Origin of the sequence: Streptomyces sp. NPDC126499 (assembly GCF_040302485.1) — a bacterium.
Lineage (GTDB): Bacteria > Actinomycetota > Actinomycetes > Streptomycetales > Streptomycetaceae > Streptomyces.
The window spans coordinates 384303-401352 of the sequence record NZ_JBEOUO010000003.1; the positions used below are offsets into that span (position 1 = coordinate 384303).

Below are 17050 nucleotides of genomic sequence, written 5' to 3' on the forward strand. Positions count from 1 at the left end.
GGACAACGCCTCCACCAACTTCGGCTCCTGGAACTGGGACCGCTCCAAGATGGTGGCCGGCGACTTCAGCGGCGACGGCAGGACCGACATCGGCATCCTGTACGACAACGGGAAGGCGTCCGACGGCCGTAACGTCTCGGCCCTGTGGACCCTCGCCAGCACCGGCACCGACTTCACCAACCCCTCCAAGAAGTGGGACTCCGGCACCGGCAGCTGGAACGGCCAGGCCAGCAAGGTGACCTCGGGCGACTTCAACGGCGACGGCAAGACCGACGTCGGCGTCCTCTACAACTACGGCAACCAGGCCGACTTCACGAACCGCACCGGCCTGTGGAAGTTCACCAGCACCGGCACTGACTTCGCGGGCCCGGTGATGTCCTGGGACAGCGCCGCCGGTTCCGGCAGCTGGAACTGGCTGGCGAGCGACCTCGCCTGAGCCCCCAGCACCCCCGCCGAATGTGCCCGCCGCACCCCTCCCGGTGCGGCGGGCACGCCCTGTTTCACGCCCCTGCCGCCCCCGGCGACACGTACGCGTCGTACCGGTCCCACCCCGGCCCCGCCGGCAGCGGCACGTGCCGCCAGCCCCGCGCGTGGGCCGGCGGGGCGGCGCCCGCCGGGACGAGGACGGCGACCGGCATGCGGCGGGCGGCCGCGGTGATGCCGCCCGGGGTGATGGCGGCGTCGTGGCCGCCGACGGCGCGGGAGGTGCAGCCGGTGTAGTAGCCGACCGGCACGTACTCCTTGCCGCTGACCAGGCAGGGCGGCCGGACGCCGGCGGTGTGCAGGGCGCCTGCGATCGACGTGAAGTGGGCCTGGGCGGCCCGGCTGTTGGCGGTGGCCCCGGCCAGCACTCCGTACTGGATGGCGAGATGGCCGAGCAGGAGCCCGGTGAGCAGCCCCAGGGCCGCCGGCCGCCCGGCCCCGCCCACTTTCCGGACCAGGGCGATCAGCGCCTCGGCGGCGGGCACGGCCAGCAGGGCGTAGGCGGGCAGCAGGAAGCGGGGGGCCGCGTAGCCGACGGTGAAGAGGTACGGGCCCGCGAGCGAGAGCGCGGTGACGGTGGCGAGCACGGCGGGGGCGCCCCGCCCGGCGCGGTGGGCGGCGGCGATGCCGGCGGCGACGGCGAGCGGCAGGACGAACCACCACAGGGCGGTGACCGGGTGTTGCCAGGGCACGTCGCAGGGGCGGCACAGGGTGCGGCCGGCCAGGGCCCGGACGTGGTCGTCGACGGACAGGTACCAGCCGAGGGAGCCCTGGATCTCGCTGGCGCGCCGCAGCCGGGCGCCGAGGCCCCCGTAGTGGGCGTACGCCTCGGCGATCCAGGGCAGGGCGCCGAGCAGCGGACCGGCGAGGAGCACGGGGAACACGGCGGGGCGGCGGCGCCAGGCGGGCACCAGCAGCGCGGCGGCGAGGAGCGGCAGGGCGAGCCACAGGCCCTCGGCGGGTCGCAGCAGGGTGACCGCGCAGACGGTCGCGCCGAGGCCGGCGAGCGACGCCCGGGCCCTGGAGGGTGGTCCGCCGACGGTGCCCTCGCCGGTCCTGTCGGCGGTCCTCACGGCGTGCAGGAAGCAGCCGACGGCGGCCAGCGCGCCGAACGCGCACCACAGGTTGGGCATCACGCGCGGGCCGTAGAACAGGGTGATCCACAGTCCGGCGAACAGGGCGCCGGCGGCGGTGAGCACGGGCACGGGCACGATCCGGCGCCACACCCACAGCGCGCCGAACAGGGCGGCTCCGGACAGCACGGCCAGGTAGACGCGGATCGCGGTGGTGGAGGCGGTGAGGGCGGCGACCGGGGCGACGAGGTAGGTGATGCCGCGGGCGCGGGGGGCGCTGAAGAAGGCGGGCGGGGCGTTGCCGCCGACCTGGCTGACGTAGACGGCCTCGTCCCAGCCGATCCCCGATCCGGGGACGACGAGGGCGAGTTGGACGGCGGTGAACAGGACGGCGAGGGTGGCCGGCCAGAGGGCGGCGGGCGGTGGCCGGAATCCGGTGGTGCGTGGGCGGCGGGAGTCGGCGGCGGAGGGTCTGGGCACGGGCACGGTGAGGGGGTTGTTCATCCGGTCCACGCTGGTGCGGCCGGTGCCCGACGACCAGGCGACTTACCGTGCGGTCCGGGGGCGTCACTCCGTCAGCGGCCTGTGGGGCGGGCGGGCTGACGGTCCGTCCCGGGTGGTGCCCCGGCTGCGCCTGGGTGGGGCCTCGGGTGGCGGGTCTCACTCGTTTTCGGCCATCCCCGCCCTGTTGATCGCGATGAGGTTAGGCTAACCTACCCTCGACTTGCCCAGGCCGACCCCGGCACGTACCGAAAGCGACTCCGCCATGCCCAGCAACGCCCGAGCCACTTCCCTCACCCGCCGCGGCCTGCTTGCCGCGGGCGGCGCCCTCGGGCTCGGCGCCGCGCTCGCCGCCTGCGGCGACAAGGGTGGCAAAAAGGACGGCGACTCCACCAAGGCGGGCGGGAAGACCGGCCCGTGGGAGTTCACCGACGACCGTGGCCAGAAGGTGACGGCCAAGACCACTCCGAAGAACATCGTCGCCTTCACCGGCACCGCCGCCGCCCTGAAGGACTTCGGCATCGAGGTCAAGGGCGTCTTCGGCCCGACCTACGTCGAGGACCCGAAGACCAAGGCGAAGAAGCCGGACGTCCAGGCCGGCGACCTCGACATCGCCAAGGTGAAGGTCATCGGCAACGTCTGGGGCGAGTTCAAGATCGAGGAGTACCTCAAGCTCCAGCCCGAGCTCCTCATCACGGACATGTGGGAGAAGAACGACCTCTGGTACGTCCCGGCGGAGCAGAAGGACAAGATCCTCAAGATCGCCCCGAGCGTCGCCCTGTGGGCAGCCGACCACTCGATGCCCGCCGTCCTGCAGCGCCACGCCGACCTGGCCGCCTCGCTCGGCGCCGACGTGCAGACCGCGCGGATCAAGGCGGACAAGGCCCGCTTCGAGGCCGCCGCCGAGCGCCTGCGCAAGGCCGCCCAGGGCAAGAAGGACATCAAGGTCCTCATCGGCTCCGGCTCCCCGGACCTCTTCTACGTCTCCACCCCGGTCCGCCCGACCGACACGCTCTACTTCAAGGAGCTGGGCGTCACCATCGTCACGCCCACCAAGCTCGACCAGGGCGGCTGGTTCGAGGGCCTGAGCTGGGAGAACGTCGACAAGTACCAGGCCGACGTCATCATGCTCGACAACCGCACCTCGGCCCTGCAGCCCGAGGCCCTGAAGGCCAAGCCGACCTGGGCCGCGCTGCCCGCCGTCAAGGCCGGCCAGGTGATCCCGCGCGTGACCGAGCCGATCTACTCGTACGCGAAGTGCGCCCCGCTCCTGGAGGACCTGGCCAAGGCCCTCGAGAACGCCAAGAAGGTTGCCTGACCCATGACGAACGCCGAGACCGCCCCGTTCCAGTTCTTCTCGCTCCAGGTCGACCGGACGCGGCGGCTCGGCCCGTCGCTGGTCCGGGTCACGTTCACGGGTGAGGACCTGAAGCGCTTCGCCTCCGGTGGCCGCGACCAGTCGCTGTCCCTCTTCCTGCCGCACCCGGGGCAGGACGCCCCGGTGCTGCCGCCGCTCGACAACCCGGACATGTACGCGATCCTGGGCGCCTACCGGGCGATGCCGCACGACGAACGGGCCGTCATGCGCTCGTACACGGTCCGCGAGCAGCGCACCGAGCCGGTCGCCGAGATCGACATCGACTTCGCGGTGCACGAGGACGGCGGCCCCGCCTGCCGCTGGGCGCAGCACGCCAAGGCCGGCGACCGGGTGGTCGTGCTCGGTCCGGCCGTGGCCGAGAACACGGGTGTCCGCTTCCGGCTGCCCGAGGACGCGGACTCGGTCCTGATCTGGGGCGACGAGACGGCCCTGCCGGCCGCCTCCGCGATCCTTCAGTGGCTGCCGGCCGAGACCCGCGCCCACGTCTACCTCGAAGTGCCCTACTCCGGCGACCGCGTGGAGCTGGCGACCGAGGCCGACGCGACGGTCACCTGGCTGGTCCGGGAGGAGGGCGCGCCGTCGGCCGTGGAGGCGATCGCGGCCGCGGAGCTGCCGGGCGAGGACCCGTACGTCTGGATCGCGGGCGAGTCGGGTGTCGTGAAGGCGCTGCGCCGCCACTTCGTGCGCGAGCGCGGTCTCGACCGGCGCCGCGTGACGTTCGTGGGCTACTGGCGCAAGGGCCTGTCCGAGGACGCCCTGCGCGAGGTCCCGGACGAGACCCAGGAGGACACGCGGGACGACGACCGCACGGACGCCCCGGCGCAGGCGTAACTCCCCCACCCCCACAGGGCGCACGGCCCCTCGGTCCTCAAGGACCGGGGGGCCGTTGTGCATGGAACTTAGGTTAGGCTAACCTTACTTTGACCTCGCGGGGTTTCGGTCCCCCGCCCGCGTACCCCTCATCCCGGAAGGGCCCCCACATGCGCTCCCACCTGCTCAACGACACGACGGCGGAGGCATACCGACGCTCCGTCACCGAAGGTGTGGAGCGCGTGGCGCGGAAACTCGCCTCCACCCGCGGCCCGTTCACCGGCGTCACCCCCGCCGAGCTCGCCCCCGTCGTCGACGCCGTCGACCTCGACCGGCCGCTCGGCGACGCCTCCGCCGCCCTGGACGAGCTGGAGGACGTCTACCTCCGCGACGCGGTCTACTTCCACCACCCCCGCTACCTGGCCCACCTCAACTGCCCGGTGGTGATCCCCGCCGTCCTCGGCGAGGCCGTGCTCTCCGCCGTCAACTCCTCCCTGGACACCTGGGACCAGAGCGCCGGCGGCACCCTCATCGAGCGCAAGCTCATCGACTGGACCGCCGGCCGGATCGGCCTCGGCCCGCTCGCCGACGGCGTCTTCACCAGCGGCGGCACCCAGTCCAACCTCCAGGCGCTGCTGCTCGCCCGCGAGGAGACCGGCACCAAGGACCTGTCGAAACTGCGGATCTTCTCCTCCGAGTGCAGCCACTTCAGCGTCCAGAAGTCGGCCACCCTCCTCGGCCTCGGCGCCGACGCCGTCATCTCCGTCCCGGTCGACCGCCACCGCCGCATGCAGTCCGTCGTCCTCGCCGCCGAGCTGGAGACCTGCCGCGCCGAGGGCCTGGTCCCGATGGCGATCGTCGCCACCGCCGGCACCACCGACTTCGGCTCCATCGACCCGCTGCCCGAGATCGCCGCGCTGGCCGCCGAGTACGGCGCCTGGATGCACGTGGACGCGGCCTACGGCTGCGGACTGCTCGCCTCGCCCACCCGCCGCCACCTCCTGGACGGCATCGAGCAGGCCGACTCCGTCACCGTCGACTACCACAAGTCCTTCTTCCAGCCGGTCAGTTCCTCGGCCGTGCTGGTCCGCGACGGCTCCACGCTGCGCCACGCCACCTACCACGCGGACTACCTCAACCCCCGCCGCACGGTGGCCGAGCAGATCCCGAACCAGGTCGACAAGTCGCTCCAGACCACCCGCCGCTTCGACGCGCTCAAGCTGTGGATGACCCTGCGCGTGATGGGCGCCGACGGCGTCGGCGAGCTCTTCGACGAGGTCTGCGACCTGGCCAGGGCCGGATTCGAGCTCCTCGCCGCCGACCCGCGCTACGACGTGGTCGTCGAGCCGCAGCTGTCGACCCTCGTCTACCGCTACATCCCCGAGTCCGTCACCTCGCCCGCCGAGATCGACCGCGCCAACCTCTACGCCCGCAAGGCCCTGTTCGCCTCCGGTGAGGCCGCCGTGGCCGGCACCAAGGTCGACGGCAAGCAGTACCTCAAGTTCACCTTGCTCAACCCCGAGACGACGGTCGCCGACATCGCCGCCGTCCTCGATCTGATAGCCGGCCACGCCGAGCAGTACCTGGGAGAGAACCTTGTCCACGCCTGATACGACCGGCACGTACGACTTCATCGGCATCGGGCTCGGTCCCTTCAACCTCGGCCTCGCCTGCCTCACCGAGCCCATCGACGAGCTGAACGGCCTCTTCATCGAGTCCAAGCCGGACTTCGAGTGGCACTCCGGCATGTTCCTGGAGGGCGCCCACCTCCAGACGCCCTTCATGTCGGACCTCGTCACCCTCGCCGACCCGACCTCCCCCTACTCCTTCCTGCAGTACCTGAAGGAGAAGGGCCGGCTGTACTCGTTCTACATCCGCGAGAACTTCTATCCGCTGCGGACCGAATACAACGACTACTGCCGCTGGGCCGCCGGGAAGCTCTCCTCGATCCGCTTCTCCACCACCGTCTCCTCCGTCGCCTTCGACGAGGCCGCGCAGGAGTACGTGGTCACCACCACGGCCGGAGAGACGTTCCGCGCCCGCAAGCTCGTGCTCGGCACCGGCACCCCGCCGTACGTCCCCGAGTCCTGCCGGGACCTCGGCGGCGACCTGATCCACAACTCGCGCTACCTCCCGAACAAGGAGGCGCTGCAGAAGAAGAAGTCGATCACCCTGGTCGGCAGCGGCCAGAGCGCCGCCGAGATCTACTACGACCTGCTCAGCGAGATCGACGTACACGGCTACCGGCTCAACTGGGTGACCCGCTCCCCGCGCTTCTTCCCGCTGGAGTACACCAAGCTCACCCTGGAGATGACCTCCCCCGAGTACGTGGACTACTTCCACGCGCTCCCCGAGCGGACCCGCTACCGCCTGGAGACGGAGCAGAAGGGCCTGTTCAAGGGCATCGACGGCGAGCTCATCGACGCCATCTTCGACCTGCTCTACCAGAAGAACCTGGCCGGCCCCGTCCCCACCCGCCTGCTCACCAACTGCGCGCTGCACACCGCCGCGTACGACGAGACCAGCGGCACGTACACGCTCGGCTTCCGCCAGGAGGAGCAGGAGAAGGACTTCGAGCTGGACACCGAGGGCCTGATCCTCGCCACCGGCTACAAGTACAGCGTCCCCGCCTTCCTGGAGCCGGTCAGGGACCGCCTCCGCTGGGACTCCCAGGGCCGCTTCGACGTGGCCCGCAACTACTCCGTCGACACCACCGGCCGCGGGGTCTTCCTGCAGAACGCCGGCGTCCACACCCACTCGATCACCTCGCCCGACCTGGGCATGGGCCCGTACCGGAACGCCTACATCATCGGAGAGATGCTGGGTCGCGAGTACTACCCCGTCGAGAAGACCATCGCGTTCCAGGAGTTCGCCGTATGACCGTCCACGACATCAGCTTCCGCCCGCTCGACCCGCTCAAGGACGCGGAACTGATCCACCCCTGGGTCACCGACCCCAAGGCCGCCTTCTGGATGATGCAGGGCTTCAAGCTCGAGGACGTCGAGCGCGAGTACATGGCGATCGCCGCGAACCCGCACCACGACGCCTACATAGGCAGCGTGGACGGCGAGCCCGCCTTCCTCATGGAGCGCTACGACCCCGCGCAGGTCGAGCTCGTCGGGCTCTACGAGGCGCAGCCCGGCGACGTCGGCATGCACTTCCTCGTCGCCCCCACCGAAACCCCGGTGCACGGCTTCACCCGCAGGGTGATCACCGCCGTCATGGCCGAGCTGTTCGCCGACCCGGCCACCGCGCGCGTGGTCGTCGAGCCGGACGTCCGCAACACCGCCGTCCACGCGCTCAACGAGGCCGTCGGCTTCGTGCCCGACCGCGAGATCCAGAAGCCGGAGAAGAAGGCCCTGCTGAGCTTCTGCACCCGCGAGCAGTTCGAGGCCGCCACCGCCGCCGCCGGAGTCGCCGCATGAGCACCTTCGCCGACCCCGTCGCCCACCTCACCCCCGAGCGCTGGGCCGAGGCCAACCGCGCCCTGATCCGCAAGGGCCTCGCCGAATTCACCCACGAGCGCCTGCTGGACCCGCAGGAGCTCGGCGAGAGCCGCTACCGGGTCCTCAGCGACGACGGCCGCACCGAGTACCGCTTCACCGCCGACCGGTTCGCCCTCGACCACTGGCAGGTCTACCCGGACTCCATCAGCCGCCACCGCGGCGACGAGCAGCTCCCGCTCGACGCCCTGCAGTTCATCACCGAGCTGCGCGGCTCCCTCGGCCTGAGCGACGAGATCCTGCCGGTCTACCTGGAGGAGATCTCCTCCACCCTGGCCGGCACCGCGTACAAGGCGACCAAGCCGCGCGTCACCGCCGCCGAGCTGGCCCGGGCCGACTTCCAGGCCATCGAGACCGGGATGACCGAGGGCCACCCCTGCTTCGTCGCCAACAACGGGCGGCTCGGCTTCGGCGTCGACGAGTACCGCGCCTACGCCCCCGAGGCGGCCACCCCGATCCACCTGGTGTGGCTGGCCGCGCACCGCGACCGCACCACCTTCACCGCCGGCGCCGGCATCGAGTACGAGGCCTTCATCCGCGCCGAGCTCGGCGACAAGGCCGTCGACGGCTTCGCCGCCACCCTCGCCGAGCGGGGCCTGGACCTCGCCGACTACCTGCTGGTGCCGGTCCACCCCTGGCAGTGGTGGAACAAGCTGTCCGTCACCTTCGCCGCCGAGGTCGCCCAGCAGCGGCTGGTCTACCTGGGCGAGGGCGACGACGCCTACCTGGCGCAGCAGTCCATCCGTACCTTCTTCAACACCTCCGACCCCGCCAAGCACTACGTGAAGACGGCCCTGTCCGTCCTCAACATGGGCTTCATGCGGGGCCTGTCCGCCGCCTACATGGAGGCCACGCCGGCCATCAACGACTGGCTGGCCGGCCTGATCGAGGCCGACTCCGTCCTCAAGGCGGCCCGCTTCTCGATCATCCGCGAGCGGGCGGCCGTCGGCTACCGGCACCTGGAGTACGAGGCCGCCACCGACCGCTACTCGCCCTACCGCAAGATGCTGGCCGCGCTGTGGCGCGAGTCCCCGGTGGCCTCCCTCGCCGAGGGCGAACGGCTCGCGACCATGGCCTCGCTGCTGCACGTCGACCACGCGGGAGCGTCCTTCGCCGGCGCCCTCGTCAAGGAGTCGGGCCTCGCCCCGGCCGCGTGGCTGCGCGGTTACCTGGACGCCTACCTGCTGCCGGTGCTGCACTGCTTCTACGCGTACGACCTGGTCTACATGCCGCACGGCGAGAACGTGATCCTCGTCCTCGACGAGCGGGGCGCCGTCGCCCGCGCGATCTTCAAGGACATCGCCGAGGAGATCTGCGTCATGGACCCGGACGCGGTGCTCCCGCCCGCGGTGGAGCGGATCCGCGCAGACGTCCCCGAGGACATGAAGCTGCTGTCCGTCTTCACGGACGTCTTCGACTGCTTCCTCCGCTTCCTCGGCGCGACCCTGGCCGCCGAGGGCGTCCTCGACGAGGACGTGTTCTGGCGGACGGTCGCCGAGTGCGTGAAGGACTACCAGTCCTCCAAGCCGGAGCTGGCCGACCGGTTCGCGCAGTACGACATGTTCACGGAGACCTTCGCGCTGTCCGCGCTCAACCGGCTCCAGCTGCGCAACAACCGCCAGATGGTGGACCTCGCCGACCCGTCGGCGGCGCTCCAGCTCGTCGGCGACCTGGTGAACCCGATCGCCCGGTTCGCCCACTGAGACGGCCGGCCGGCGTCACCAGGCCCTCGCCGGCCGGCAGCATCCAGAGCGGGCGCACTCCCGAGGACGGTCCCTCGGGAGTGCGCCCGCTCTTGCGCGTGACCGCTCCCCGCCGTTCGGGCGATCACCGTGTGTCACGGGAGGAAGAGGGCCGGTCACACGGTGGCGCCGTGTCAGGTTTGCGCGGTGATGACTCGAATCGCCCGCGGCCTGGCCGCGACGGCAGTGATCCTGGCTTTGGCGGGGACGGCCGCCTGCGGGGGCGGAAACGACACGACGGACGACCCGACGGAGACCACCGAGACGCCGACAGGGAGCCAGGAGCCGGGCGGCTCGGTGAACCTCTTCCCCGGCAAGGGCGGCGGCCGGTCGGCCCCGGTGCGCGTGCCGACGGCCAAGGTACGTGAGCGGAAGCGCGTGCCGGTCAAGGTACGCAGCGACCACCCCGATCAGAACATCAGTTTCGACCTCGAGGGCGCGGAAATGGACGACCCCGACCAGGGCGACGCCTCTGCGGACCTCGGCACCTGCACCGGAACACTGGCTCCCGGCGAGGAGTGCGAGGTCTACCTCGATGTGACGCCGTACGTCCCCGGCTCGTACGGCGGAACGCTGACCATCGACACCTCACAGGGCGAGACGCTCCATGTGCCCTTCTCCGGAGAGGCGGTCGGGGACGGGCCCACGCAGACCGAGTCGCCGACGACCCCCACCCCGCTCCCCACCGATCCGACGGAGACGCCCGACATCACGCCGACCGACACCCCGACGGAGGACTCCGGGACGGAGACCGAGATCAACCCATGAGCGAGGGTGAGGTCATCTCGACACGCACGGAGTCGTCGTCGGGCAGCACGACCGTCAGATAGTTGTCGTGCCGCGTGGCATAGGAGACCAGGTAGAAGCGGGACGGAGACTTCACGAGCAGGTGGAATCCGGTGTACCTGTGCCGGTACGGTCCCTTGTCGCCGCCCATGTCCTGGTGGGTGATGGCAGTCGCGTTGTGGACGACCGGGATGCGCGAATACACCACCACCGGCAGGCTCTCCGGATAACCCGCCTGGATCTCTTCCCAGGCGTGGGTGTTTCCCTGCAGCGCCACGTACCGGGTCGTGCCGAAGAACAGGCTCATGGCAAGGAGCCCGATCAGCAGGGCGCCACCCGTGGACCACATGCGATCGGCGGTCCCTTCGCGTCGGGCCGGGTCCTCCGCGCTCCACTGGAGACGCTGCTGCACGGAGAAGAACGCCAGGGTGGCGCCCAGTGCCGCCACCAGCGACGGGACGACCGGCGTGATCCACCAGCTCTCGGGGAGAGGAAGGGAGAACGCTTCGAAGAAGAGCGGAAACCCCAACAGCACCATGAGGACGCCGACGGCGAGGAACCACCGGCTGACCATCCGGCGCCGGCGCTCCTTGCCCCGGCGGGCCAGCACGTGGCCGACCCGGCCGAGCACCAGCATCACGGCCAGTCCGCAGACCAGCAGGAACCACACCGGGCCGAAAACCGCCTCGGGGCTCCTCGCCAGATATGCCTGGACGGAGAGCTGGAGGTCGGCCGCCGGCACGCCGAATGTCGCGTAATAGGCGTCGGTGTACACGCTGCCGAAGTAGTACAGCAGGCCGATGGCAGCGGTCCCCGGCGCCACGACGTACGCCGCCTTGTCGAAGAACGTCCCCATCGGGGGTGGCGGCGACGCGGGGCCGGCGGCCGGCGTCGGCGTCTCCGGACGGGACGGCTCCTCCCTCGGCTCGGTCATGCCGTCAGTCTCCGCACCGCCGCACCGCCCCGCACGCAGAGCCGGGCCAACCGGCCTACCGGTCCACCGGCCTACGGGCCGACCGGCCTACTCCCACGGCACCTGCGCCGACCGGTGGAAGTCGATGCCCAGCGCCTCGAAGCGCGGCCCCTGCGCCGCCAGGCGCAGTCGGTACGCCTCCCAGTCGTGCGTGGACGCCGGTGACCAGCCCAGTTCGGCCACGCCCGGCAGGCGCGGGAAGGCCATCCGGTCGAGGTGGGCGCCGGTGGAGAGGGTCTCGGTCCACAGGGGTGCCTCGACGCCCCTGATCGCCGCCTCCGGCACGTGGGCCAGGTACGCGCCGGGGTTCCAGTCGTAGGAGCGGCGCACGTCCACGTATCCGGCCCAGGACAGGCCGAGCGGGGTGTCCTTGTCGTACTTCATGTCGAGGTAGACCCGGTCGGCCGGGGAGAGGATCAGCCCCGTCCCCGCCCGCGCGGCGGCCGCGACCTGCTCCTTCTCGGCCGGGGAGGTGCGGTCCAGGCCCCAGTACTGGGCGAGGGCGCCCTCGGCGGGCCGGGCGGCGGTGAGCTGGTGCCAGCCGATGACGGTCTTGCCGTACTTCGCGACGACCGGCTGCACCCGGTCCATGAAGGCGACGTAGTCGGCGTGGCTGGTGGAGTGGGCCTCGTCGCCGCCGATGTGGAGGTAGCGGCCCGGGGTGAGCGCGGCCAGCTCGCGGATCACGTCGTCCACGAAGTCGTACGTGATCTCCTTCCGCACGCACAGCGAGCTGAAGCCGACGTCCGTGCCCGTATAGAGGGGAGGGGCGACACCGTCGCAGTTGAGTTCGGCGTAGGAGGAGAGGGCCGCGTTGGTGTGGCCGGGCATGTCGATCTCGGGGACGACCTCCTGGTGGCGGGAGGCGGCGTAGCGGACGATCTCCCGGTAGTCGTCCTTCGTGTAGAAGCCGCCGGGGCCGCCGCCGACCTGGGTGGAGCCGCCGTGGGTGGTGAGCCGGGGCCAGGAGTCGACGGCGATGCGCCAGCCCTGGTCGTCGCTCAGGTGCAGATGCAGCTTGTTGATCTTGTAGAGGGCGAGCTGGTCGATGTACCGCTTGACCTGCTCGACGGTGAAGAAGTGGCGGGAGACGTCGAGCATCGCGCCCCGGTAGGCGTAGCGCGGGACGTCGGTGACGGTGCCGCCGGCGATCTTCCAGGGGCCGGGCTGCGCGGTGCGCTTCTCCACGGCCGCCGGCAGCTGCTGGCGGAGTGTCTGCACGCCGCGGAAGAGGCCCGCGGGCGCGCGGGCGGTGAGGGTGACCCCGGCGCGGGCGGAGCGCAGCTCGTAGCCCTCGTCGCCGAGGGCGGTGGCGCCGCGGTCGATGCGGAGCAGGATGCCGCCGCGGGCCGCGTCGTCGTCGACGACGGGCAGCGGGTAGCCGGTGGAGGGACGGAGCAGGCCGGCGAGGTAGCGGCCGATGTCCCGGACCTCCCGGTCGGCGGAGTCGACGCGTACGGCGGTGGCACGGGTGAGCGTGTACGGCGCTCCGCCGGGGGTGACGGAGGCGGGCGCGGGGATGACGGCGCCGAGCGGCGTCACGTCGGCGGCGGAGGCCGGGGTGGGGGCGGGTCCGGAGGGCGGCGTGCCCGTCGCGCCGAGGGTCGCGAGGCCGACGGCGAGCAGGAGGAACGGGCGGAGCAGGCGCGGACGGAGCGGGCGCGGACGCAGGAGACGCGGGAGGAGGCGCGGGCGGAGGAGGCGCGGAAACGTGCTGCGCTGTCTCACGGGCAGGTCCCTTCGATGGGAGTGCGGTGGCGAGCAGGTCGTGTCCGAACGGTCACCATCCGTACCGCGCCCCGCGATCCACGGTCAAGGTGTAGACCAATCGGCCCATCCAGGGGGGTGATCAAGACCGCTGCTGCCCGATATCGGGCAGGATTCTTGCAATGGGCCCGCGATACCCCTCAGTATTCACGGGTGCTCGAACGCCGACCGTCGCACGACGACCTCATCGACCATCTGGTCCGCAGCACCGCGCTCCAGCGCGGTGAGGCCGCCCGGGTGGTGCTCGACGTGCTGGCGTACTTCGACGAGTCGACCGAGGAGTTCGTCCGGCGCCGCCACCGCGAACTCCAGTCCGGCGGCTCGGTGAACGCCGAGATCTTCGAGCGGATCGCGGCCGAACTGCCGCACCGCGCCGTGGCGCCACCGGAGCTCTCCCTCCGGCAGCTGCGCCGGATCGTCTACGGCTGAGCACCGGCCGGGCACACCTGACTACCTGGAGGGTTTACACCTTTATGTGCGGAATCGTCGGTTACATCGGCAAGCGTGACGTCGCTCCCCTGCTCCTCGAGGGCCTGCAGCGCCTGGAGTACCGGGGTTACGACTCCGCCGGCATCGTCGTCACCAGCCCCAAGGCCGCCGGCCTGAAGATGGTGAAGGCGAAGGGCCGGGTCCGTGACCTGGAGGCCCGGGTCCCCAAGCGCTTCGCCGGCACCACCGGCATCGCGCACACCCGCTGGGCCACCCACGGCGCCCCGAGCGACGTCAACGCCCACCCGCACCTCGACCCCGAGAACAAGGTCGCCGTCGTCCACAACGGCATCGTCGACAACGCGGCCGAGCTGCGCGCCAAGCTGGAGGCCGAGGGCGTCGTCTTCGCCTCCGAGACCGACACCGAGGTCATCACCCACCTCATCGCCCGCTCCCAGGCCGACTCCCTGGAGGAGAAGGTCCGCGAGGCGCTCAAGCACATCGAGGGCACCTACGGCATCGCCGTCATGCACGCCGACTTCAACGACCGCATCGTGGTGGCCCGCAACGGCTCCCCGGTCGTCCTCGGCATCGGCGAGAAGGAGATGTTCGTCGCCTCCGACGTCGCCGCCCTCGTCACCCACACCCGCCAGGTCGTCACCCTCGACGACGGCGAGATGGCCACCCTCAAGGCCGACGACTTCCGCACCTACACCACGACCGGCGCGTCCACCAACGCCACCCCGGAGACCGTGGAGTGGGAGGCCGCCTCGTACGACATGGGCGGCCACGACACGTACATGCACAAGGAGATCTCCGAGCAGCCCGACGCGGTCGACCGCGTGCTGCGCGGCCGGATCGACGACCGCTTCTCCACCGTGCACCTCGGCGGCCTCAACCTGGACGCCCGCGAGGCCCGCTCCATCCGCCGGATCAAGATCCTCGGCTGCGGCACCTCGTACCACGCCGGTCTCATCGGCGCCTCCCTCATCGAGGGCATGGCCCGCATCCCCGCGGACGCCGAGCCGGCCTCCGAGTTCCGCTACCGCAACCCGGTCGTGGACCCCGACACCCTCTACATCGCCGTCTCCCAGTCCGGTGAGACCTACGACGTGCTCGCCGCCGTCCAGGAGCTCAAGCGCAAGGGCGCCCGGGTCCTCGGCGTCGTCAACGTGGTCGGCTCGGCCATCGCCCGCGAGGCCGACGGCGGCGTCTACGTGCACGCCGGACCCGAGGTCTGCGTCGTCTCCACCAAGTGCTTCACCAACACGGTGGTCGCCTTCGCGCTGCTCGCCCTGCACCTCGGCCGCATCCGCGACCTGTCCGTCACCGACGGCAAGCGGATCATCGAGGGCCTGCGCAAGCTGCCCGGCCAGATCGAGGAGATCCTCAAGACCGAGGACGAGATCAAGAAGCTCGCCCAGGAGTACGCGGGCGCCCAGTCGATGATGTTCATCGGCCGCGTCCGGGGCTACCCGGTCGCCCTGGAGGCCTCCCTCAAGCTGAAGGAGATCTCCTACATCCACGCCGAGGCCTACCCTGCCTCCGAGCTGAAGCACGGCCCGCTCGCCCTGATCGAGCCGGCCCTGCCGACCGTCGCCATCGTCCCCGACGACGACCTGCTGGAGAAGAACCGCGCCGCCCTGGAGGAGATCAAGGCCCGCAGCGGCCGCATCCTCGCGGTCGCCCACCAGCCGCAGGAGAAGGCCGACCACACCATCGTCGTGCCGAAGAACGAGGACGAGCTCGACCCGATCCTCATGGGCATCCCGCTCCAGCTCCTCGCGTACCACACGGCGCTCGCCATGGGCCGCGACATCGACAAGCCGCGCAACCTGGCCAAGTCCGTCACGGTCGAGTAGCGGCGGCCCCGGGCCTGTCCCCCGGAGCCCCGCCCGCCGGGCCTGTCCCCCGGCGGTCGACCGGACACGAAGGCGGTCCCTGTGCTTCCCAGGAGCACAGGGACCGCCCTCTTTTTTTGGGCTCGGTTCGCCTCCGGGGCGCTTGAGCCGGACTCACAGCGCCGTGCGTGCTCGCCTCCCTCGTTCCTCGGGAGGCTGCGCGCGCTCGTCACTGTTCCCCCGGCGCGCCCCTTCGGCTCACTCGCCCTCGGGGTCACCCAGCCGTCGCCGCGCCGCGGCTGCGGCGGGCCAGGGAGGTCGGCCAGCCGGCCACCGCCGCCGTCGCGCCGTACCAGGCCGCGAGGCCGGCCACCGCGGCGACCCAGCCGCCCGCCTTGCCGAGGCCCGCGTGCTCGGCGAGGGCGCCTGTGCCCATGAGCAGCAGGGCGACGAACAGCAGCCCGTGGACGCCCTGGCCGAAGAGCCCGCTGCCCTTCGCGGCCACGGTCAGGGTGAGCGCGAGCAGCGCCCACAGCATCAGGAACAGTCCGGCGGCCTCGGCCGAGCCGCCGTCGCCGACGCCCGTGCCCCAGGTGAACCAGAAGGCGCCGAGCGCCGAAGAGGCGGTGCCCTCGGCGGTGTTGCCCGCGCGCAGGGCGAGCAGGCCGACGAGGAAGAGGGTCACACCGCCGACCCAGGTCGCGAGCCCGGCCGCGTCCGCCGCGCCGACGTGGTCGATCACGCCGGTGGAGCCGAGGCCGAAGGCGAGCAGGGTCAGTCCGAGTGCGAGGCGTCCGAGCGTGGCGGTGGCGTTTCCCGCGGCGACGTCGTTGTCCACGGCGGGCTCCCTTCAGTGTGCGGTTGTGCCGCTTGGGCTGCTTTGTTCCGGTGGACTTTATGTACCCTTCACAAGCGCACAATTCACCTGAGGAAGGCCGAAATTATGGCCGTATCAAGGGAGTTGAGAAAGAAGACCCGAGGGACGGGCGGTGCGGCCGGGTCGCGCCTCGGAGCGGCGGCGAGGGTCCGCCCTACGGACGACGACGCCCGGGACGGCGATGCCCTACGGGACGACGGCGCTCTACGGGACGACGGCGCGCTACGGAACGACAACGCGCTCCGGGACGACGGCGCGCTACGGGATGACGACGACCGGACGCTGGGCGCGCCGCGCGAGGCGTCCGGCCACCGAGCCGAAGATCCGGCCGACGATGCCGTGCGTGGAGCCGACCACGATCGCGTCGGCCGCGTACTCCCGGCCGACCTCCTCCAGCTCGTGGCAGATGTCGCCACCGCGCTCGACGAGGATCCAGGGGACCTCGGAGAGGTGCTCGGCGCAGGCCAGCTCCAGGCCGAGGACCTCGGTGCGGTGGTCCGGCACGTCGACGAAGACCGGCGGCTCGCAGCCGGCCCACACGGTGGTGGGCAGCCGGTTGGCGACGTGCACGATGATCAGGCCGGAGCCGGAGCGGCGGGCCATGCCGATGGCGTACGCGAGGGCGCGTTCACTGGACGTGGAGCCGTCGAAGCCGACGACCACTCCGTGCCGGAAGGCCGGGTCGCAGGCGTGACGTGGCTGTTCCACCGCGAGGGGGTCGACCGTGGAGTCGGCGACGCGCTTGCGGTCCGCGGGTTCGGGGAATTCGTGACCGGCCATCGGTGTCTCGGCGAAGAGGGTCCTCATGGGAGGGACGGAAAGGACGGGGAGCGGAACAACGGTTGGCGGCGGAGCTGTGTCCGGGAATCATCTTCCCAAGCCCATAC

General features: G+C 71.3%; 15 protein-coding genes. 10 read left to right on the forward strand and 5 right to left on the reverse strand.

The annotated features are described in order from the left end of the window. The coding region (locus tag ABTZ91_RS06450) for an FG-GAP-like repeat-containing protein (RefSeq protein WP_352075990.1) at positions 1-436 on the forward strand (436 nt) is incomplete at its 5' end. Positions 437-500: 64 nt separating this feature from the next. Here ABTZ91_RS06450 and ABTZ91_RS06455 read toward each other — a convergent pair. Then, positions 501-2060, reverse strand: a complete 1560-nt coding sequence (locus ABTZ91_RS06455) for a hypothetical protein (protein WP_352075991.1) — start codon at positions 2058-2060, stop codon at positions 501-503. A gap of 262 nt (positions 2061-2322) precedes the next feature. On the opposite strand from ABTZ91_RS06455, the gene ABTZ91_RS06460 reads away from it, so the two are divergent. From ABTZ91_RS06460 to ABTZ91_RS06490, 7 genes are all read left to right on the forward strand, one after another. Then, the gene (locus ABTZ91_RS06460) at positions 2323-3375 is read left to right on the forward strand and encodes an ABC transporter substrate-binding protein (RefSeq protein WP_352075992.1); all 1053 of its coding nucleotides are present in this window, start codon (positions 2323-2325) and stop codon (positions 3373-3375) included. 3 nt (positions 3376-3378) lie between these two features. Continuing rightward, entirely contained in the window at positions 3379-4266 is an 888-nt protein-coding gene (locus ABTZ91_RS06465; protein ID WP_352075993.1) for a siderophore-interacting protein, read from the forward strand. A gap of 149 nt (positions 4267-4415) precedes the next feature. Then, positions 4416-5855 carry an aspartate aminotransferase family protein gene (locus ABTZ91_RS06470; protein ID WP_352075994.1) on the forward strand — a complete coding sequence of 480 codons (1440 nt, stop codon included), beginning with the start codon at positions 4416-4418 and terminating at the stop codon, positions 5853-5855. Next, positions 5842-7125, forward strand: coding sequence for a lysine N(6)-hydroxylase/L-ornithine N(5)-oxygenase family protein (locus ABTZ91_RS06475; RefSeq protein ID WP_352075995.1), 1284 nt, complete (start codon positions 5842-5844; stop codon positions 7123-7125). Before ABTZ91_RS06470 ends, ABTZ91_RS06475 begins: the two co-directional genes overlap by 14 nt. Further along, complete coding sequence (locus tag ABTZ91_RS06480; protein ID WP_352075996.1) at positions 7122-7670, forward strand: GNAT family N-acetyltransferase; 549 nt, start codon at positions 7122-7124, stop codon at positions 7668-7670. Before ABTZ91_RS06475 ends, ABTZ91_RS06480 begins: the two co-directional genes overlap by 4 nt. Then, positions 7667-9451, forward strand: coding sequence for an IucA/IucC family siderophore biosynthesis protein (locus tag ABTZ91_RS06485; RefSeq protein WP_352075997.1), 1785 nt, complete (start codon positions 7667-7669; stop codon positions 9449-9451). The genes ABTZ91_RS06480 and ABTZ91_RS06485 overlap by 4 nt, the downstream gene beginning before the upstream one ends. Positions 9452-9640: 189 nt before the next feature. Further along, complete coding sequence (locus tag ABTZ91_RS06490) at positions 9641-10258, forward strand: hypothetical protein (RefSeq protein WP_352075998.1); 618 nt, start codon at positions 9641-9643, stop codon at positions 10256-10258. On the opposite strand, the gene ABTZ91_RS06495 is transcribed toward ABTZ91_RS06490, so the two are convergent. Together ABTZ91_RS06495 and ABTZ91_RS06500 are read right to left on the reverse strand one after the other, a co-directional pair. Further along, on the reverse strand, positions 10248-11210 hold the full coding sequence (locus tag ABTZ91_RS06495) for a hypothetical protein (protein ID WP_352075999.1): 963 nt from the start codon (positions 11208-11210) through the stop codon (positions 10248-10250). The genes ABTZ91_RS06490 and ABTZ91_RS06495 overlap by 11 nt on opposite strands. An 87-nt stretch (positions 11211-11297) precedes the next feature. Then, positions 11298-12920: a family 20 glycosylhydrolase gene (locus ABTZ91_RS06500; RefSeq protein WP_407077907.1), complete on the reverse strand. Its 1623-nt coding sequence runs from the start codon at positions 12918-12920 to the stop codon at positions 11298-11300. Positions 12921-13169: 249 nt separating this feature from the next. On the opposite strand from ABTZ91_RS06500, the gene ABTZ91_RS06505 reads away from it, so the two are divergent. After that, a complete protein-coding gene (locus ABTZ91_RS06505; RefSeq protein WP_345488104.1) occupies positions 13170-13445 on the forward strand; it encodes a hypothetical protein in 276 nt (91 codons plus the stop codon). 44 nt (positions 13446-13489) lie between these two features. Beyond that, complete coding sequence (gene glmS / locus ABTZ91_RS06510; RefSeq protein WP_352076000.1) at positions 13490-15307, forward strand: glutamine--fructose-6-phosphate transaminase (isomerizing); 1818 nt, start codon at positions 13490-13492, stop codon at positions 15305-15307. A 253-nt stretch (positions 15308-15560) separates the two neighbouring features. Here glmS and ABTZ91_RS06515 read toward each other — a convergent pair whose 3' ends face one another. Both ABTZ91_RS06515 and ABTZ91_RS06520 read right to left on the reverse strand, forming a co-directional pair. Then, complete coding sequence (locus tag ABTZ91_RS06515; protein ID WP_352076001.1) at positions 15561-16124, reverse strand: GPR1/FUN34/YaaH family transporter; 564 nt, start codon at positions 16122-16124, stop codon at positions 15561-15563. A gap of 297 nt (positions 16125-16421) precedes the next feature. Beyond that, positions 16422-16943 (reverse strand): universal stress protein, encoded by a 522-nt coding sequence (locus ABTZ91_RS06520; RefSeq protein ID WP_352076054.1) that lies wholly within the window; start codon positions 16941-16943, stop codon positions 16422-16424. Positions 16944-17050 lie beyond the last annotated feature (107 nt).